This is a genomic window from Agarivorans sp. MS3-6 (assembly GCF_054112545.1).
In genome coordinates, this window is the sequence record NZ_CM134202.1 from 1,140,571 (window position 1) to 1,156,132 (window position 15,562).

Annotated in this window: 18 protein-coding genes; 9 read left to right on the top strand and 9 right to left on the bottom strand. The window is 43.0% G+C overall.

The window, feature by feature from the left end; genetic code table 11:
• Positions 1–133: 133 nt before the first annotated feature.
• From gloA2 to ACVFI8_RS05240, 3 genes are read right to left on the bottom strand one after another with little or no spacing between them, the layout of a single operon-like run.
• A complete protein-coding gene (gloA2, locus tag ACVFI8_RS05230) occupies positions 134–517 on the bottom strand; it encodes an SMU1112c/YaeR family gloxylase I-like metalloprotein (RefSeq protein WP_457873246.1) in 384 nt (127 codons plus the stop codon).
• A 2-nt stretch (positions 518–519) separates the two neighbouring features.
• Entirely contained in the window at positions 520–879 is a 360-nt protein-coding gene (locus ACVFI8_RS05235) for a hypothetical protein (RefSeq protein ID WP_457873247.1), read from the bottom strand.
• An 8-nt stretch (positions 880–887) separates the two neighbouring features.
• On the bottom strand, positions 888–1,262 hold the full coding sequence (locus ACVFI8_RS05240; protein ID WP_457873248.1) for a hypothetical protein: 375 nt from the start codon (positions 1,260–1,262) through the stop codon (positions 888–890).
• Positions 1,263–1,764: 502 nt separating this feature from the next.
• On the opposite strand from ACVFI8_RS05240, the gene ACVFI8_RS05245 reads away from it, so the two are divergent.
• The gene (locus tag ACVFI8_RS05245) at positions 1,765–3,015 is read left to right on the top strand and encodes an OmpP1/FadL family transporter (RefSeq protein WP_457873249.1); all 1,251 of its coding nucleotides are present in this window, start codon (positions 1,765–1,767) and stop codon (positions 3,013–3,015) included.
• Positions 3,016–3,181: 166 nt separating this feature from the next.
• Positions 3,182–3,889 (top strand): SDR family NAD(P)-dependent oxidoreductase, encoded by a 708-nt coding sequence (locus ACVFI8_RS05250; RefSeq protein WP_457873250.1) that lies wholly within the window; start codon positions 3,182–3,184, stop codon positions 3,887–3,889.
• Positions 3,890–4,024: 135 nt separating this feature from the next.
• Here the strand turns inward: ACVFI8_RS05250 and ACVFI8_RS05255 are convergent, their stop codons facing one another.
• Complete coding sequence (locus tag ACVFI8_RS05255) at positions 4,025–4,603, bottom strand: TetR/AcrR family transcriptional regulator (RefSeq protein WP_248714508.1); 579 nt, start codon at positions 4,601–4,603, stop codon at positions 4,025–4,027.
• A gap of 185 nt (positions 4,604–4,788) precedes the next feature.
• Here ACVFI8_RS05255 and ACVFI8_RS05260 point away from each other — a divergent pair, with 185 nt between their 5' ends.
• Positions 4,789–5,439, top strand: a complete 651-nt coding sequence (locus ACVFI8_RS05260; protein ID WP_457873251.1) for a peroxiredoxin-like family protein — start codon at positions 4,789–4,791, stop codon at positions 5,437–5,439.
• Between the two features lie 8 nt (positions 5,440–5,447).
• On the opposite strand, the gene ACVFI8_RS05265 is transcribed toward ACVFI8_RS05260, so the two are convergent.
• Positions 5,448–6,290, bottom strand: coding sequence for an AraC family transcriptional regulator (locus ACVFI8_RS05265; protein WP_457873252.1), 843 nt, complete (start codon positions 6,288–6,290; stop codon positions 5,448–5,450).
• A gap of 11 nt (positions 6,291–6,301) precedes the next feature.
• A complete protein-coding gene (locus ACVFI8_RS05270; RefSeq protein WP_457873253.1) occupies positions 6,302–6,895 on the bottom strand; it encodes a LysE family translocator in 594 nt (197 codons plus the stop codon).
• A gap of 208 nt (positions 6,896–7,103) precedes the next feature.
• On the opposite strand from ACVFI8_RS05270, the gene ACVFI8_RS05275 reads away from it, so the two are divergent.
• From ACVFI8_RS05275 to ACVFI8_RS05285, 3 genes are all read left to right on the top strand, one after another.
• Complete coding sequence (locus tag ACVFI8_RS05275; RefSeq protein WP_248714504.1) at positions 7,104–7,358, top strand: TIGR02647 family protein; 255 nt, start codon at positions 7,104–7,106, stop codon at positions 7,356–7,358.
• Between the two features lie 162 nt (positions 7,359–7,520).
• Positions 7,521–8,408 carry a hypothetical protein gene (locus ACVFI8_RS05280; RefSeq protein WP_457873254.1) on the top strand — a complete coding sequence of 296 codons (888 nt, stop codon included), beginning with the start codon at positions 7,521–7,523 and terminating at the stop codon, positions 8,406–8,408.
• A 10-nt stretch (positions 8,409–8,418) separates the two neighbouring features.
• Positions 8,419–8,961: a hypothetical protein gene (locus tag ACVFI8_RS05285; protein WP_457873255.1), complete on the top strand. Its 543-nt coding sequence runs from the start codon at positions 8,419–8,421 to the stop codon at positions 8,959–8,961.
• 553 nt (positions 8,962–9,514) lie between these two features.
• On the opposite strand, the gene ACVFI8_RS05290 is transcribed toward ACVFI8_RS05285, so the two are convergent.
• Together ACVFI8_RS05290 and ACVFI8_RS05295 are read right to left on the bottom strand one after the other, a co-directional pair.
• A protein-coding gene (locus ACVFI8_RS05290) for an IS3 family transposase (RefSeq protein WP_457873256.1) occupies positions 9,515–10,701 on the bottom strand; the annotation gives its coding sequence in 2 pieces (ribosomal slippage) (positions 9,515–10,416 and positions 10,416–10,701; 1,188 coding nt in all).
• Between the two features lie 254 nt (positions 10,702–10,955).
• Positions 10,956–11,144 (bottom strand): hypothetical protein, encoded by a 189-nt coding sequence (locus ACVFI8_RS05295; RefSeq protein WP_457873257.1) that lies wholly within the window; start codon positions 11,142–11,144, stop codon positions 10,956–10,958.
• A gap of 321 nt (positions 11,145–11,465) precedes the next feature.
• Between ACVFI8_RS05295 and ACVFI8_RS05300 the strand changes: the two genes are divergently transcribed.
• The gene (locus ACVFI8_RS05300) at positions 11,466–12,026 is read left to right on the top strand and encodes a hypothetical protein (protein ID WP_457873258.1); all 561 of its coding nucleotides are present in this window, start codon (positions 11,466–11,468) and stop codon (positions 12,024–12,026) included.
• Here the strand turns inward: ACVFI8_RS05300 and ACVFI8_RS05305 are convergent, their stop codons facing one another.
• Positions 12,027–12,671, bottom strand: a complete 645-nt coding sequence (locus ACVFI8_RS05305) for a MarC family protein (RefSeq protein WP_457873259.1) — start codon at positions 12,669–12,671, stop codon at positions 12,027–12,029.
• 245 nt (positions 12,672–12,916) lie between these two features.
• Between ACVFI8_RS05305 and ACVFI8_RS05310 the strand changes: the two genes are divergently transcribed.
• The gene (locus ACVFI8_RS05310; RefSeq protein WP_248714500.1) at positions 12,917–13,510 is read left to right on the top strand and encodes a LemA family protein; all 594 of its coding nucleotides are present in this window, start codon (positions 12,917–12,919) and stop codon (positions 13,508–13,510) included.
• 17 nt (positions 13,511–13,527) lie between these two features.
• Positions 13,528–15,516, top strand: coding sequence for a M48 family metallopeptidase (locus tag ACVFI8_RS05315; RefSeq protein ID WP_457873260.1), 1,989 nt, complete (start codon positions 13,528–13,530; stop codon positions 15,514–15,516).
• Positions 15,517–15,562 lie beyond the last annotated feature (46 nt).

The following is a 15,562-nucleotide window of genomic DNA, read 5'->3' on the forward strand; positions in this document are numbered from 1 at the left end:
CAAAAAACCTTTACTACCTTATTATATTCCTATGCCTACGTTAAAAAATAAGTTTAGGATCAATAAATTAAGAGCGACTATTGTAACAAGGACAGTCCATAAGGCGGAAACAGAGGCCCAAAGCAAGACACAGCTATAACTGGTACAACTCTAAGGGCAAACCGTCAGGGTCATTGAAAAAAGTGAATTGTTTACCGGTATAAGGGTCTACCCGAATGGGCTCTACCGCTATGCCCTTGCCCGTTAAATACGCCACTACCCGCTGTATATCATCGACAGCAAAAGCCAAATGGCGTAAGCCCTGTGCCTCAGGGTAACTAGGCCTAGGCGGAGCGTCGGCAAAAGAAAACAACTCAATTTGTTCACCATTAGGCAAAGCTAAATCCAGTTTGTATGAATTTCGCTGCTGACGATAATGCTCTGCCACAATCGTTAAGCCCAATATTTCAGTGTAAAAATATTTCGCACGAGCATAATCAGCACAAATAATCGCCACATGGTGAATCGCTTTCAACATCGTTAATCCTTATCAGAAATGGCTTCAGCAGCCCGAGCCACCCAGAAAAAACCACTCAAGCCGAATAGAGCCATAAGTAGCATCATGCCAGCCATTAACCAATTGCTCGGAGATAAATGAAACGAACCACCAACAGTGGCCGCAAGCATCAATAAGGCCAAGCCCAGCAGCGCTAATACGCCGCCAACTCTAGCCAATAAAATAGCAATATAATCAATGCTTTGAAAATAAACAGAGGCAGCAACAAACAAGGCTAAGCCAATAAACAATAGCGGCCACCAGCTAACACCAAACGCCAGTAAACTAGAAAGGCTCGCGGCCACAGTAACAAGGCTAAATAAGCATTTCAAAATAGACGTCATCGTCATCCTTAACTTGATGGAGTGATACCCGCTTTGCAGCTGGGCGGAATAGCAAGCTGCCATTTAAGCACTTCGGTCACTTGCAATACCGCTGGATAGTCAGCCGCAAAACCGTCTTTAGCAGCAGGCAATAACTGCCCCCGCCAACTCACATAAATGGCTTGATAAGGGCTTGAAGTATTTGCTTGATAGTAATCGGCTAACTCATCGACTAAACCGGAGTCGCCTTGCCACCAAACAGTCTCGCCATTGCAGGGGCTGAATTCTCTCACCTCATGCCCCCAGACAAAATGACCGTGAAAGGTCTGGCTTTGTTCTGCACAGGCAACATTAATCAGCGTCCCCAGCAAAATACCCAAAGCACAACCGTATTGTTTGCGCATCACTGAGCGCCTACATCGATGAACGAACCCGCTTAAGCAGCAAAAATTATCAATAAAACACCCCAAAAAACACTATCACTTAGGAACCGCACCATTGATAAAACATGATCGGCCACTCCATTAATCAATAACAAAATAGCAATAAACTGGCTCAAATAGATAGCTGATTTAATGCGATAACGAGCCAGTCAGCCTTAGCGAAGCTCGGTGCGTTAATTCGCGATTTTGCTTACTAGATCAAAGTTTAGCAAATTACTACAATGCTCTTAGTTTGCATTTTTGTTAACAAATAGTAACCAAATAATTAGCTGAAAACTCAGGTTTTATCTAGCTTAACAGCCACAAGTTAACTGCGACTAACAGTTTTCATATTAGAATATTCGCTCTGGTCGGAGTTGTAGAGGACCGATCAGTTACCTAAGATGCCCTCGATTATTACAAAAATAAAACAATACAGTTACGCCCAGCGGACTGAAAGCAACTATATTAGAGACCAGCAGTTATGAATAAACGTAAATTAAGTCTACTTGCCCTTAGCGTTTCGCTAGTCACTGGCCAAAGCCTAGCGGCTGGCTTCCAACTTAATAGCCAATCAGCAACCGGTATCGGCCGCGCTTTTTCTGGTGATGCAGTCATTGCTGATAATGCCTCGGTATTGTCACGTAACCCTGCCGCCATGGCGATGTTTGATCGTAAAGCCTTATCGCTGGGTTTAACCTATGCTGAAGTAGATGTGACCATTAAGGATGTAAGTTACGGTCCAATTGACTACGGAAGCGAACCAGACGCAGCCGACAATAAAGTCATTCCTAACATCTACTACATTCACCCCATTAACGACGCCTTTGCGGTGGGTGTGGCAGCCTTTAGTAACTTTGGTACGGGTACCGATATTAGCTCGCTAAACAACAGCGGCGCACCAATTACCCCAGTAGACCTATTTGGTAAAACCGAAATCGTTACCTCTAACCTTAACCTAAGCCTGTCTTACCGCATTAACCAACAATTTAGTATTGGCGCGGGTTTAGATATGATTTACGGTGAAGGCACACTCAAACGTAATGGTGAAATTCAAGGCGGTTCAGGAGTTCAGAGCTCTTTGGTAGATGTTGAAGCCGATGGTTGGGCCCTAGGTGGCATTGTTGGTGCCACTTACGAAATCAATGATAAAAACCGCTTAGGTTTGAGCTACCGCATGAGCCCGACTTTTAAGGCTGACGGAAAAGTAGAGTATCAAGGCCAAGCCTACGACGAAATTCACATTCCACTTCCCAACATTTTCCAAATTGCCGGTTACCATGAGCTAAGCCCTAAATGGGCAGTTCACTACACTGCGCAACATACTAGCTGGGGTGATTTTGAACATATTACCGTTACCGGTTCAGCACCAGACGCTACGGTAAAAAGCTACCAATGGCAAAACTCATGGTTGTTTAGTGTTGGTGGTACTTACCAAATTAACGATACCTGGACAGCCCGTGCCGGTTACATGCACGACAAGGGTGTAGTTGATGAGATTAGCTCGCTGTCTATTCCAGACTCAGATCGTAACTGGTACACCGCTGGCGCGAGCTACCACTTAAGCAAAAACGCGACTATCGACTTTGGCCTAGCCTTTGTTCGTGGTGAAGATGTTGAAGTTCGAGAAGACAGCGCTGTTCTAGAGGGTGCTGGCTTCCCAAGTTCAACCGTAGTTGGCCACACTCGCTCAGATGCTATTTACTACTCTATGCAATACAGCCACTTGTTCTAAGCCGGCTTAAGTGGCAAGCCTACAGCTTGCCACTTTTATTACTCCTTCCTGTTCTCTTCTGCTTCACCCCACTCATTATTTTGCTTAATGCTTGTCACAGCCAGCAAACTTCAGGCTCTGTTTATGCGTATAGCTATTAACGACAGTGACAAACAGGGTACATTTAATGAAGGTATTGGTGGTAGGTGGTAGCGGTGGCATTGGCCTAGCGTTAGTCAAGCAACTTTGCCAACGATCAGATATACAACAAGTCATTGCCACTTGGCATGTCAATCCTCAACACTTCCAACACCCTAAACTTAATTGGCAACCGCTTGATATAAGCAACGAGCAGAGTATTGCCCAACTATTTAGTCAAATAGATAAACTAGATTGGTTGATCAACTGCGTAGGGGTTTTACACTCATCAACACTTAAGCCCGAAAAAAGCCTGGCCCAATGCCAAGCAGACAACTTCATGTTAAGTATGCAGCTCAATGCTTTGCCCAGCCTTATGTTAGCCAAATACGCAGCAAACGCCATAAAAGCCAGTACAACAGGTGTATTTGTGAGTATCTCTGCCAAAGTAGGATCCATTGCCGATAACCGCTTAGGCGGTTGGCACAGTTACCGCAGTTCAAAGGCGGCGCTGAATATGGTGTTGAAGAACATTGCGATAGAGTGGCAACGTAGTCATCCCAAAATATGTGTGCTCGCTTGGCATCCTGGTACTACCGACACCGAGTTATCGAAGCCATTTCAGCGAAATGTTCCGGCGGTTAAGCTACTCAGCAGCGAACAAAGTGCCGCTTATTTATTGAAAAAAATAACAACGTTAACCAGCGAACACACTGGACAATTTTGGGCTTGGGATGGCACACAAATAGCGTGGTAGCAAAGGAATACGCATATTATTACCCTTGAGCACAAGCCAAAACTGACATCAACAGGGTGTACAAATGACACGTTGGACTAGCGCTTAGGCTCTATTTAAGCCCCAATAAAGCTGACCACTGAATAGGAGACAGCCTTAATGCTGGGTATTAAAACTGTGCCAAGGTAGCCACGATAAGCCCTCCTCTACAGCTTGACGCATTTGCTGAACCCCAGTGTTGTGGTAGCTGTACACCCGAATACCAAAAATATGTAGCATTAAGCTGCACGCCTTGGCTTTTGCTTCGGGTTCATCATAAAGCGACATTAAAAACTCAGCATACAAGGCTTCAATTTGCTGCAGTTGCTCACTCACATAACCTTGTAGTTCAGGCTCATTGCTAAACTCCAACTGGCTCTTCACTAAAAAACAGCTGCAATAATCACTATTAAGCGACTGCTGCAACATAGTATCGAGAATTTGGCATATACCTAGCTCAATGCTACTAGCAGCGCTTAAGCATTGCTGGATACCCTGTCGAGTGGTGTGCGCATAATGCGCCAAAGACTCTTTAAACAAGGCTTGTTTATTGCCAAAGGCCAAGTAAACACTGCCCGGTTTTAAACCAGTCTGTTGAAACACCTGTTGCATTGACGCAGCGTGATAACCTACACGCCAAAATAATTTGGTCGACTGCTCTAATACCTGTTCTCGTTGAAATTGCACCTTTGCCATGGGAATTCTCGTTACCTTCATCTCTAGCGTTTAACACCCACATTATACCTTGCTTACAACGATTAGACAGCTTTTTGAATGTTTGTTCAAAATTAACTTGAATGAACATTCAAAAACTGTTTGAATACATCCAACTTGAACGAACATTCAAGAAATGTATTCAACATACAACCAAAGGAATAGTCATGAGTTTGCAAACAGAAATCGCCGATTACATCGCTTCATTTGTCCAAAAAGCGCCATTAGATGTACAAAAGCTAATGAAACAAGCCACTAAAAATTTAGCAGAAAGCGAAATAGCGAAAAAGGCACCGCAAGCAGGCCAAGTGTTACCTAACTTTACCCTAGCTAACCAAACCGGTGAACAGGTGTCACTGAGCAGCTTGTTAGCCAAAGGCCCGCTTATCATCACTTTTTACCGCGGCGGTTGGTGTCCATATTGCAATTTAGAGCTGCGTGCATACCAGCAAATATTACCGGAAATAAAAGCCTTAGGCGCTAACTTAGTGGCAATAACTCCCGAGTTACCCGACGCCTCACTAAGCACTACCGAGAAGAACGAATTACAGTTTCAGGTATTAACTGACACAAATGCAGACTATGCAAAAAGTTTAGATATTGTATTTGCCTTACCCGAGGAGTTGCGCCCTATCTATTCTTCTTTTGGTATTGAGGTAGAGAAGCACAATGGTGAAGGTCAATTTGGCTTGCCGCTAGCCGTAACCTATGTAGTTGCTCAAGACGGTACTATCGCCAGCGCCTTTATTGACGCAGATTACACCAAACGCCAAGAGCCTAGTGATTTGTTACCAGTACTAAAGTCTTTAAATAACTAAGCGTTAAGCTATACAAAGAAGCCTTGGTACTGCCTTGGCGTTAGTGCTAAGCGCTTCTTAAAATTACGTTGAAAATGGCTCTGGTCAGCAAAACCTAACGCCAAAGCCGTATTTGCAATACTATCGCCATCTCTTAACAAGGCTTTAGCCCGATTGATACGTTGATTAAGTTGAAAAGCATGCGGCGACAAACCGTAGATTCGCTTGAAGCTTCTCACTAGGTGGTAACGGCTTAAACCTGCGACGTCTGCAAGTTCAGTCAAACTTAAGTGCATAGCCAGCTGATCTTGAATACACTCTTGCACTCGCTTTATTTGTGGCTTTGCCAAACACGCTAAATCAGCACGCAAGTTCTGTGGTTGACCAAATTGTTGCTCGCAAAAACTGACCAATAAACTCTCTTGCTGCAAGCAGCTTTGATCTAAGTGGACGGCAGAAAACAACTTATCTAATAAAGAAAACGTACTAGAACAATCTAAGTACTGGTGGGTAAATGGCCGATAATCACTCGCCGGTTTTGCCAGCATCTCTTGTTGTAGCTGACCAAGCCACGCGGTATCTACGAACAGCATCCGATAAGACCAAGCACCTTGCTTAGGGTTACATGAATGTACGTCTCCTGGGTTAATGGTCACGCTGTGGCCGGCACTAATGCTATTTTGCCGTTGCATGTTCTTATACACCGCTTCACCTGTGTCAATAAGCCCAAAAGAAAACTCATCATGAGAATGGCTGTGGTAACACGCTTCAGAATGCACAGCTTGGCGTAGTTCAACAAAAGGCAAACTAGCACTTCTTTTCAGTAACACCTTGGCTTGAGTATGCACATTACCGTCCTCATAAAAAACCATTAAACACTTGGCTAAACAAACAACGAAACCACTGAGCCCGCTAGCAATAAGGCCATTAAATGATTAAAGCGGCGCATCCTAGCGGGTGAACGAAGATAGCGCGAAATAAATGTGCCTATGGCAGCCCATACGCCCACACCAATAAAGCAAACCAGTAACGAAATAGTACAGAAAACCAACAAATAATACTGTGTTGATGGGTGCGGAGATACAAATAAACTTACTCCCGACATCGCCACCATCCACGCTTTGGGGTTTAGCCCTTGCGCTAACGCTCCCTGCAGGAAATTTGGAGGTGTTGCCAAAGCCTTAGTCAGCTGCTGATTAACTGGCGCTACGGCTATTCTAAAAGCCATATACAACAAAAAGGCCGCCCCAAAATACTGAAGAATATCACTTAGCTTTGGCAACAACTGCACCATCTCATTTAGCCCTACCCCCACAATAAATACCACTAAGCTGTAGCCTACGCTGGCCCCGATAACATGAGGTAAGGCCAACCGAAAGCCAAAACTCGCGCCCGCCCCCGTCGCGATGATGTTAACCGGCCCTGGCGATATTGCGCCAATTAAGGCAAATACAAACATTGATATAAACAGGCTCACCACGATGTCCTTGTTCTGCAGAAAATCTAACTATATGCGCTAGGTCGCAAATTTTATTGAACAAAATTGCGCGAAATCATTGAGAGTTCCTTGTCCTACAAATCAGATAAAGAAAACGTTGCGCTAGGTATCACTTCTCAAGCTGATGACTTGCGCAATAGCTATGGGCTTTCTAATGTGGGGTAACAAAAATATATAGGAAGGCACAATGAAATTTATTCCCAATAACATCGCCGAGCTCAATTTACTGCTGCAATTTGATATGAGTAGTTTACAAACAGGGATTAAGGTTCACCACGATGCAGCCCCTGAGATCATTGCCGCTGCACAAAGCTTATTCGACAAAGGGCTAAGCACACTCCCTGACGGTGGTTACCTCACCGATTTAGGCATCGAAGTCGCCGAACACGCGCAAAAATTATTAGCCATTCTTTCAACAAAATCGGAACACGTAGCCGCTTAATAACCGGATTTGTTATTCACTAACCAAGTGCTAGCCACTTGGTTTTTTTTACCGCCATTTTTATAAGCGCAGTAAAACCTCCGATATAGCCCCCTCTATTGTTTACTTTGTCATTATTGGTAATTACAATCCTATCAACATAAACAAGGAGAGAATTCCCTGGTGAAAAATAATTTTCAGTGTTTATCACAACGCCATAAGCAAACAAGAGATAAATGCCTAACAGAATTAAAAGCCTCAGCAATGCCTGAAGCTGATTTGTATATATTGCATGGGCCTGAGCTTTTCTCACTATGGGTCGCCAAACAAAAGAGCCAAGGATTTGCCCAAAGTGCAATAAGTCAAAAATTGGAAGGTTTAGGTTTACCTGAACTCGCACAAAATGTACTTGTCACCTCGCTAAGCTTGGTGAACCAATTTGGCGGGCAAGTTATTGATGTAAAGACGATGGGTATTTTAGCCCTAGACATGCATCGAGGGGGTAGCATATTAGGTAAATACGAAATCACTCAAAAAGGTGCTAAAAGCTACATTAGCTTTAAGGGGAACCACAAGCTAAGAACAGTAATTAAAGGCACCCGCTACCTATCTACTAATACTAAAATGTTGACTTTAGGCATAGGTCAACAAGGGCTAAAAGCATCCGCTCGTGGCGGAGTATTAATCACTGTGGTGTTTTCAGTATCACACCACACGCTAGAATTGGTACTTAAAAAAGACTATTTGATAACCAATTGGGTAGTTGATGTAGCGACCGATATAACGATTGCTTCTGTAGCTGCAGTCTTCGGTTATGCCGCAGGTACTTTAGCAGTATCATCAATAAGCATCGTTGTTATACCAATATTAGCAGGAGCTCTAGTTGCTTTTGTAATTCAAGGGGGACTAAATGAAGTTGAATCATACTACGATGTAAAAGAAAAATTAGTAAAAGCGCTTAATGACTCAGCGAAGCAATCTTTTGAAAAAGATATCGACCGCATGAATCAAAAAATAAACCAAATGAAAGCAACAAGTAGCATGAGAAACTCTGCTTACAGTTTCTTTTAGGCTACCCAAAATGACTAAACAAACCGCCAAAAAATCACTCCTAGGGTTCTTATTCTTTAGCTGTATATTTGCTATAGCATGTTCGATTCTTTTTCTAACTGATATGCTTACTTCGCTTCAGACCCAATTAACTGGTGGTTTTCCAGTTATCTATTTAGACGCAAAGTATAGTGGATACATCGGTGGAGCTATTTCAACTCTTGCAGGAGCATTGTTCATGCTTTGGCAGTTTAGGAATACAACAAAAGGTGGCCCTCCACTTAGTTTAAAAAATAACTCTACCAAAGCTTTTGCATTGGCAATAATAATCGGCTTTCTTTTCATCTTTCCGGGCCAATCAATTGAAAAAAAACGTATCGAAAAAATTGCAGAGCAACATGGCTATCAAGCCTGCCCTCCTTTCACATTACTCATGAGTTCAGCAACCATAGACGCTTGGGTGAATGATTTTAGTCTATGTAGCGATCCTGAAGTTGATAAGTTAGCTAGATATGGCTACAGAAGTGAACCCGCCAAAATAGCTAAACTCCTTGCTGATAGAGACTCCGAATAAGTCTCACCAACCAGTTCGCAGGCCAAGCATTAGACATGAAGCTATGGGAGCGCTAGCGCTAAATATACAACGTGCGGGAGTATTTTAGGTAAATACGGAATCACTCAAAAAGGTGCTAAAAGTATTGTAGTAATACCTCTGGCAGTAGGCTTTAGCATAGCCTTTATAGTCCAAAAAACATTAGGTATCGTAGAGGACCAACTTAAACTAAAAGAAAAAATAGTTGTTAGTTTAAATCGGTCTGTCGAAATTTCAGCTAAGAAAGAAATTGAAGGGCTTAGTCAGAAAATAAATACCATGAAAGCTATTTCAAGTATGAACCAATCTCCATATCGATTCTTTTAGGAAGTACTGTGGTAAAACTCTCCCCCCAAAAAGCAATAATAACTTCACTGACTTGCTTCGCTTTGTGTCTACTATCTTTTTTCCTGTTAGTAAGCTCTGGCATGCTTGGATATTTAGATAATCAACTGAACAACAAATATAATGTGATTTACTTAGATTCCCAATATATTGGTTTTATATGATCTTCCCCCGATAAAGTAGACACGGGTTACGCTTCCTTTGCTCTGCCTTCGTATTCTACTGGACTTAAGTATTTTAAACTTGAGTGCAGTCGAAATCGATTATAAAAATGTTGTACATATCCTGCTACTTTATCTCTCAAATCCCATTCACTTGTAAAGTGATTCGATTTAATGAGTTCTCCTTTTAAGGTATGAAAAAACGATTCCATTTCTGCGTTGTCTGTACAATGCCCTGGTCGATTCATACTCGGTGTTACGCCGTACTTACTCAACAGTGCTTGAACTTCATGAGCGCGATATTCTGCTCCTCTGTCAGTGTGAAACACCAATCCAGCCTGTGGCTTTCTATTTCTAAAGGCCATTTGTAACGACGCCATCGTTACTGCTGTTGTTTTACGGTGATTCATCGACCAACCAATCACTTTTCGTGAATATAGGTCTATGACTACTGCAAGATATAACCAGCGGTTTCCCTGTCGTATATAGGTTAAATCACCCGCCCATTGTTCATTAACTGCGGTAGGTTTTGGCATATCTTTACGTATGTTTTTAATCGATTGATAGAATCGATGTAGTTTAGCCATTTTAATGTAAACCCTAGAACAGCGTGCTTTCAAGCCATGCTCTCTCATCAACCTAGCCACCCGTTTTCGACTGGTGTAAATTCCGCTACGCTTTAACTCCGCATGCACACGAGGGCTACTGTAAGTCTCTCTACTCTTGGTGAATATCTGCGCAATACGATAGGCCAACTGGTCATCAATGAGCTTATGGCGGCTCACTTTTCGTTTACAGAAGGCATAGTAACCAGAGCGAGACACCTTAAGAAATCGGCACATCATGGTGATGGGAAAGCGTTGCTTATAATGGCTTATGAATCGGAATCTCGTCGACTTTCCTCCGCGACGAATCGTTGCCACTTTTTTAGCAAATCATTCTCCAGTTCAAGTTGTTTTACTTTCTTTTGAAGTTCAGCAATTTTTTCATTTTCAGAAAGATTCATGGGTTTGCTTAGTTTTTTCCGTCTTCTATCAGACATGATTTTCCCCTCGCGATAATCCTTTCGCCACCGAGATAACATGAACGGATGAATGTCGAGTGACTCTGCAACTCCTTTAACTGTAGCACCTGCCAAGTGGGTTAATTTGACGGCGGTTGCTTTGAATTCAGTTGTGTATTGCTGAGTTTTTTTACCTGTTTTATAAGCTGGCATAAACACCTCATCTTGTTTGAGTGAAGTGTCTACTGAATCGGATCAACTACAATAGGCGCTTCATTTGGCTTGTTATCGGCAGGACTATTTATGCTCTGGCAGTATATCTGTTTAAAACGTTGTAATTTGACTTTAAGCGCTAAACACTTATCTACAAAGGCTCTAGCAGTAATAGTAACTATCGGTTTTCTTTTCATCTTTCCAGGCCAATCTATAGAAAAATCCCGTATAGAAAAAATAGCTGAGCAACATGGTTACCAACCTTGTTCCCCCTTCACATTACTAATGAGCTCGGCAACCATCGACGCTTGGGTTAAGGACTTTAGCCTGTGTAACGATTCTGAAGTTGACCAACGAGCTAGATACGGGTATTCAGACGAACCAGCAAAAATAGCAGCTCTACTCTCTAAACGTGAAGAGACGAACAAAGAGTAATACGCCATTGCACTCCATTGTTCCAGAGAAGCTAATTCCCTTTTTTTGTTATCGACTTATATTCGGAACGGCCACCGCTATTTTAACAAGTGTTACTATTATCCCTATTGCTATCGGCATAACAGTCGCGTTTACTTTTAATACAGTATTTAACTACTTGGATAGCAGGTATCAAATTAGCGAAAAAATCATTAGTGCATTAAACAAGCATGTTGAGGAGCAAGCAAACAACGACGTAATTAAATTAGAGCAAGGCATAAATAGAATGAGTGCCATCTCCAACATGAAAGCAAATGGTTTTTATTTCTAATAGTAGGTAATGTAGTTTAATGAAAGATACTAAGATCAAAAAAGTCCGTTTACTTCAACTTACGATACTGATTGCTATCACTACGATACCAATACTAGTTTTCATGATATATGAGGGAAAGCCTTTCTCTCTAATTCCTAACCAAATATCAATGAATTATCCTGTAATATACATTGATGTTGGATATTGCTTTATTATCGCAGGGTTGCTAATACTGTCTGCGTTTACAATAACTGCCACTCTAAAGATACTGGAAATCAAAAGTGACAATCCAAATAGATTTGGAAAAGCCATTACATTTTTATCTCTTTTTATGCTGGTAAGCGCATTAATAGCGTTTCCAGGTCGAAGCATCGAAAAGTGGAGATTAGAACAACTTATAACAGTGCATGGTTATCAAGCTTGCCCTGATCTAACATTACTATTTGGAACACCGACTATCGATGCTTGGGTTACTGATTTTGGATTGTGTAGTGATCCAGAGATTCAAAAGATTGCGCAAAGTGGCTATCACCTCGAGCCTGCAAAAATTGCTGAGCTTATCGCTATGCGCAACAAAGCATTAACGCGTCCCCAATAACTAAACCGCGCTATGTTGAAACAAGGTAAACGCATCATGTACCCCTTGTATCAACATTTGCATGCCAATTACCGTTAGAATTAAGCCCATTAAACGGGTGGTAATGTTGATACCACTTGCGCCAACTTTATCGATTAGCTTTGGTCCAAACAAAAAGCAAACAAACGTAATAACACACAGTAGGGCAAACGCACACATGGTAACGATGATGTTGAGCACTTCACCTGAAGCCGAATAGTTCATGGCCGTGGCAATGGTGCCTGGGCCCGCTAATATGGGTAAGGCTAAGGGAGAAATGGCAATGTCTTTACCGTCGTCATCGTCTACTTCGCCCGGGATATGAGAGTGCAATTTGGAGCTACTCCCCTGCAGCATATGGTAGCCCACCAAAAAGACCAAAATACCGCCCGCTAAACGCAGCGCGGGTAAGGTAATCCCAAATAGCTCAAAAATAGCTTTGCCTAACAAGCAAAAGGCAGAGATGATAAAAAAGGCACTTATTAAGGCTTTAAACGCGGTTCTTTTGCGCTGCGCTGCGCTTTGCTCACCTGTCATACCAACAAATACTGCGGTATTGGCAATCGGATTCATCATCGCAAAAAAGCCCATGAATACGGTTACCGCCATGGTTGTAAGGTCGTGCATTGACTAACTCGCTTATCTAGAGTTTCAACTAACAATAACAACCATAACACCACCATTACATTTTCGCCGTGAAATAGCCTATACCCCCCCGAATTAACAAACTATATTGCGCTTGTATCCCCCTTATGCCTCGCCTTTTCACATCACTGTTGTTTGCCATTAATCTGCTAACTGGCGCATAGCAATCTTAGAGTAAATCCGTATCATGCTGATATTAAGTATTTAATAATTAGGGAACTTGAGACATGGATGTATCATTAATTGTCATTTTAGTGATTATCGCCGCGACTATTTTTTATGTTGTAGGAATTTATAACCGTTTAGTGAGTTTGCGTAATCGCTACCAGAATGCCTTTGCTCAGATAGAGGTACAGCTTAAACGTCGCTACGACCTTATTCCCAATCTTGTCGAAACAGCCAAAGCTTATATGAGCCATGAGAAAGAAACCCTCGAAGCCGTAATTAGCGCTCGTAATGATGCCAGTGCGCTATTGCGCGCCGCAGCAAAAGATCCAAGTGGTGCCACCTTAAGCAAATTAGCCAGTGCAGAGGGTTTACTGCAAGGTGCTATGAGCAAAATGAATATAGTGATGGAAAGCTACCCTGACTTAAAAGCCAGTGACAACATGATGCAGCTAACAGAAGAGCTCACCACCACCGAAAATCGCGTCGCCTTTTCTCGTCAAGCCTTTAACGACTCAGTGACCGAATACAACGAATATCGCCAATCGTTTCCACCGGTGTTTTTTGCAGCCCAGTTTGGCCACAAAAAAGACGCCAATTTATTAGAGTTTGCTGATAGCGCAGAGATCCAAAGCGCGCCTAAAGTTTCATTCTAATTAACTGAGTTTGCTTCATGAATTTTTTTGCCGAACAAGACCATGCTCGCCGCAACAGTAAATGGTTAATTCTATTATTTGTGGTGGCGGTAATTATTCTAATTGGTTTAAGTAACGTGATTATTGCCGCTTCGCTGTGGATGTTTCAGTCAAGCAACGAGACTAGTATTGCGGCTAATCGCCGCTTCTTCTCTCAAGATATTTTGTTTTTTGTTAGCGCGCTAGTAACCAGCATTATAGCGTTTGCCATTACCTTTAAATGGTATCAGCTGCGTGATGGAGGCCGTCGTATTGCTGAGTCACTGGGTGGGCAGCGGATCCTTCCCAACAGCCAGCAAGCAGAACAGCAACAGATGCTTAATGTTGTAGAAGAAATGGCTCTCGCCTCAGGTATGCCAGTGCCCTCGGTGTATCTGCTCCAAAATGAAATAGGTATTAACGCTTTTGCCGCAGGGCATACGCCAGCAGATGCGGTGATAGGCATCACGCAAGGCGCATTAGAGCAACTGAACCGTGAACAACTACAAGGGGTAGTTGCGCACGAGTTTAGCCATATTCTAAATGGAGACATGCGCTTAAACATGCAACTGATTGCTTTGTTAAGTGGCATTGTATTTATATCTAATGTGGGTGAATTTGTCCTGCACAGTCATCGTTATAGCAGCTCATCGCGCTCTAACCGTATAGAGAGCAATGACGCAAGAGTTGCCGCCGCAGGTTTTGGTTTACTGGCATTAGGCTGGATTGGTTGTTTTTTTGCCAATATGATTAAAGCCGCAATTAGCCGCCAACGGGAATACTTAGCCGATGCTTCCGCGGTGCAATTTACTCGTAATCCCAATGGCATTGCTGACGCACTAAAAATTATTGGCGGCTATGATGCCGGCTCTGGATTGCGAGCGCCGCTTAGCCAAGAAGCCAGCCACATGTTTATTGGTGATGCGCGCCGCTTGGGCAGCTTTTTTGCCACCCACCCGGCGATAGAACAACGTATTAAGCGCATTTTACCCCGCTGGAACGGCCAACTAATTAAACGAGACATCAAGAAAAAGGCTGCGCCTATTTACTCGACAACCAGCCAGCGAAACACCCAGCAAAACCAGCAAAACCAGCAACACCAGCAACAACAATTGAAAAAAACCGTGTTTGTTGCCACCGCAGCCGAGGCTGCCATTGATGCACTAAGCAATAAATCTAGCAAAGCTGAATATACGCTTTCACAAAACACCTTAACGGTCAGTGGTGAATTGGCTCATTTACCGGATGGTTTACTCAGCTTGGCTCATGAGCCCTGTGGGGTGATTAGCGTGGTGTATGCGCTGCTGCTAAGTGAAGAGAACGATCTTAGACAAAAGCAACTCAATGATATTAAAGACAACTTAAGTAAAAGCTCGCGAATAAGCGAAACCTTGCAAGCTTGGGATTGGATTACTTCGCTAGATAAAAGTTACCGCCTGCCATTGCTAGAGCTGTCACTGCCAGCACTAAAATGTATGTCAGGCAAACAATATCAACGCTTTATGACAAACTTGCGCCGCTTAATCAAAGCCGACCAGCAAGTAGATATGTACGAATGGTGTTTATACCACTTAATTAAACATTATCTAGCTCATCAATTTGAAAAGGTATCGCCCAGTAAACCCATTTTTAGCAGTCTGCCAGAAATCAGCCAACCTTTCGCAGTGGTATTATCAAGTTTGGCCTACTTTGGCCACCAACAAGAAACAGATATCCAGCGCGCTTTTGGCATTGGAGCCAACAGCGTCAGTTTGTATACCATTAGTTTATTACCCCGAGAGCAATGCCAGGTAGAGCACTTTGGCCCAGCCGTTAAACAGCTGGCTAATGCCTACCCACAAATTAAACAACGGGTATTACGCGCCTTGGTCGCTTGCGTATGTTTAGACAAACAACTCACTGTTCTAGAAAACGAGATGATCCGCTGTATTGCCGCGGTGATGGATTGCCCCGGCCCGCCTATCAGCTTGGGGGTAGCTAGACCATAAAAAAGCCCGCTTTAGTCGCTAAAGCGGGCGTTCTAGTAGGTTGATC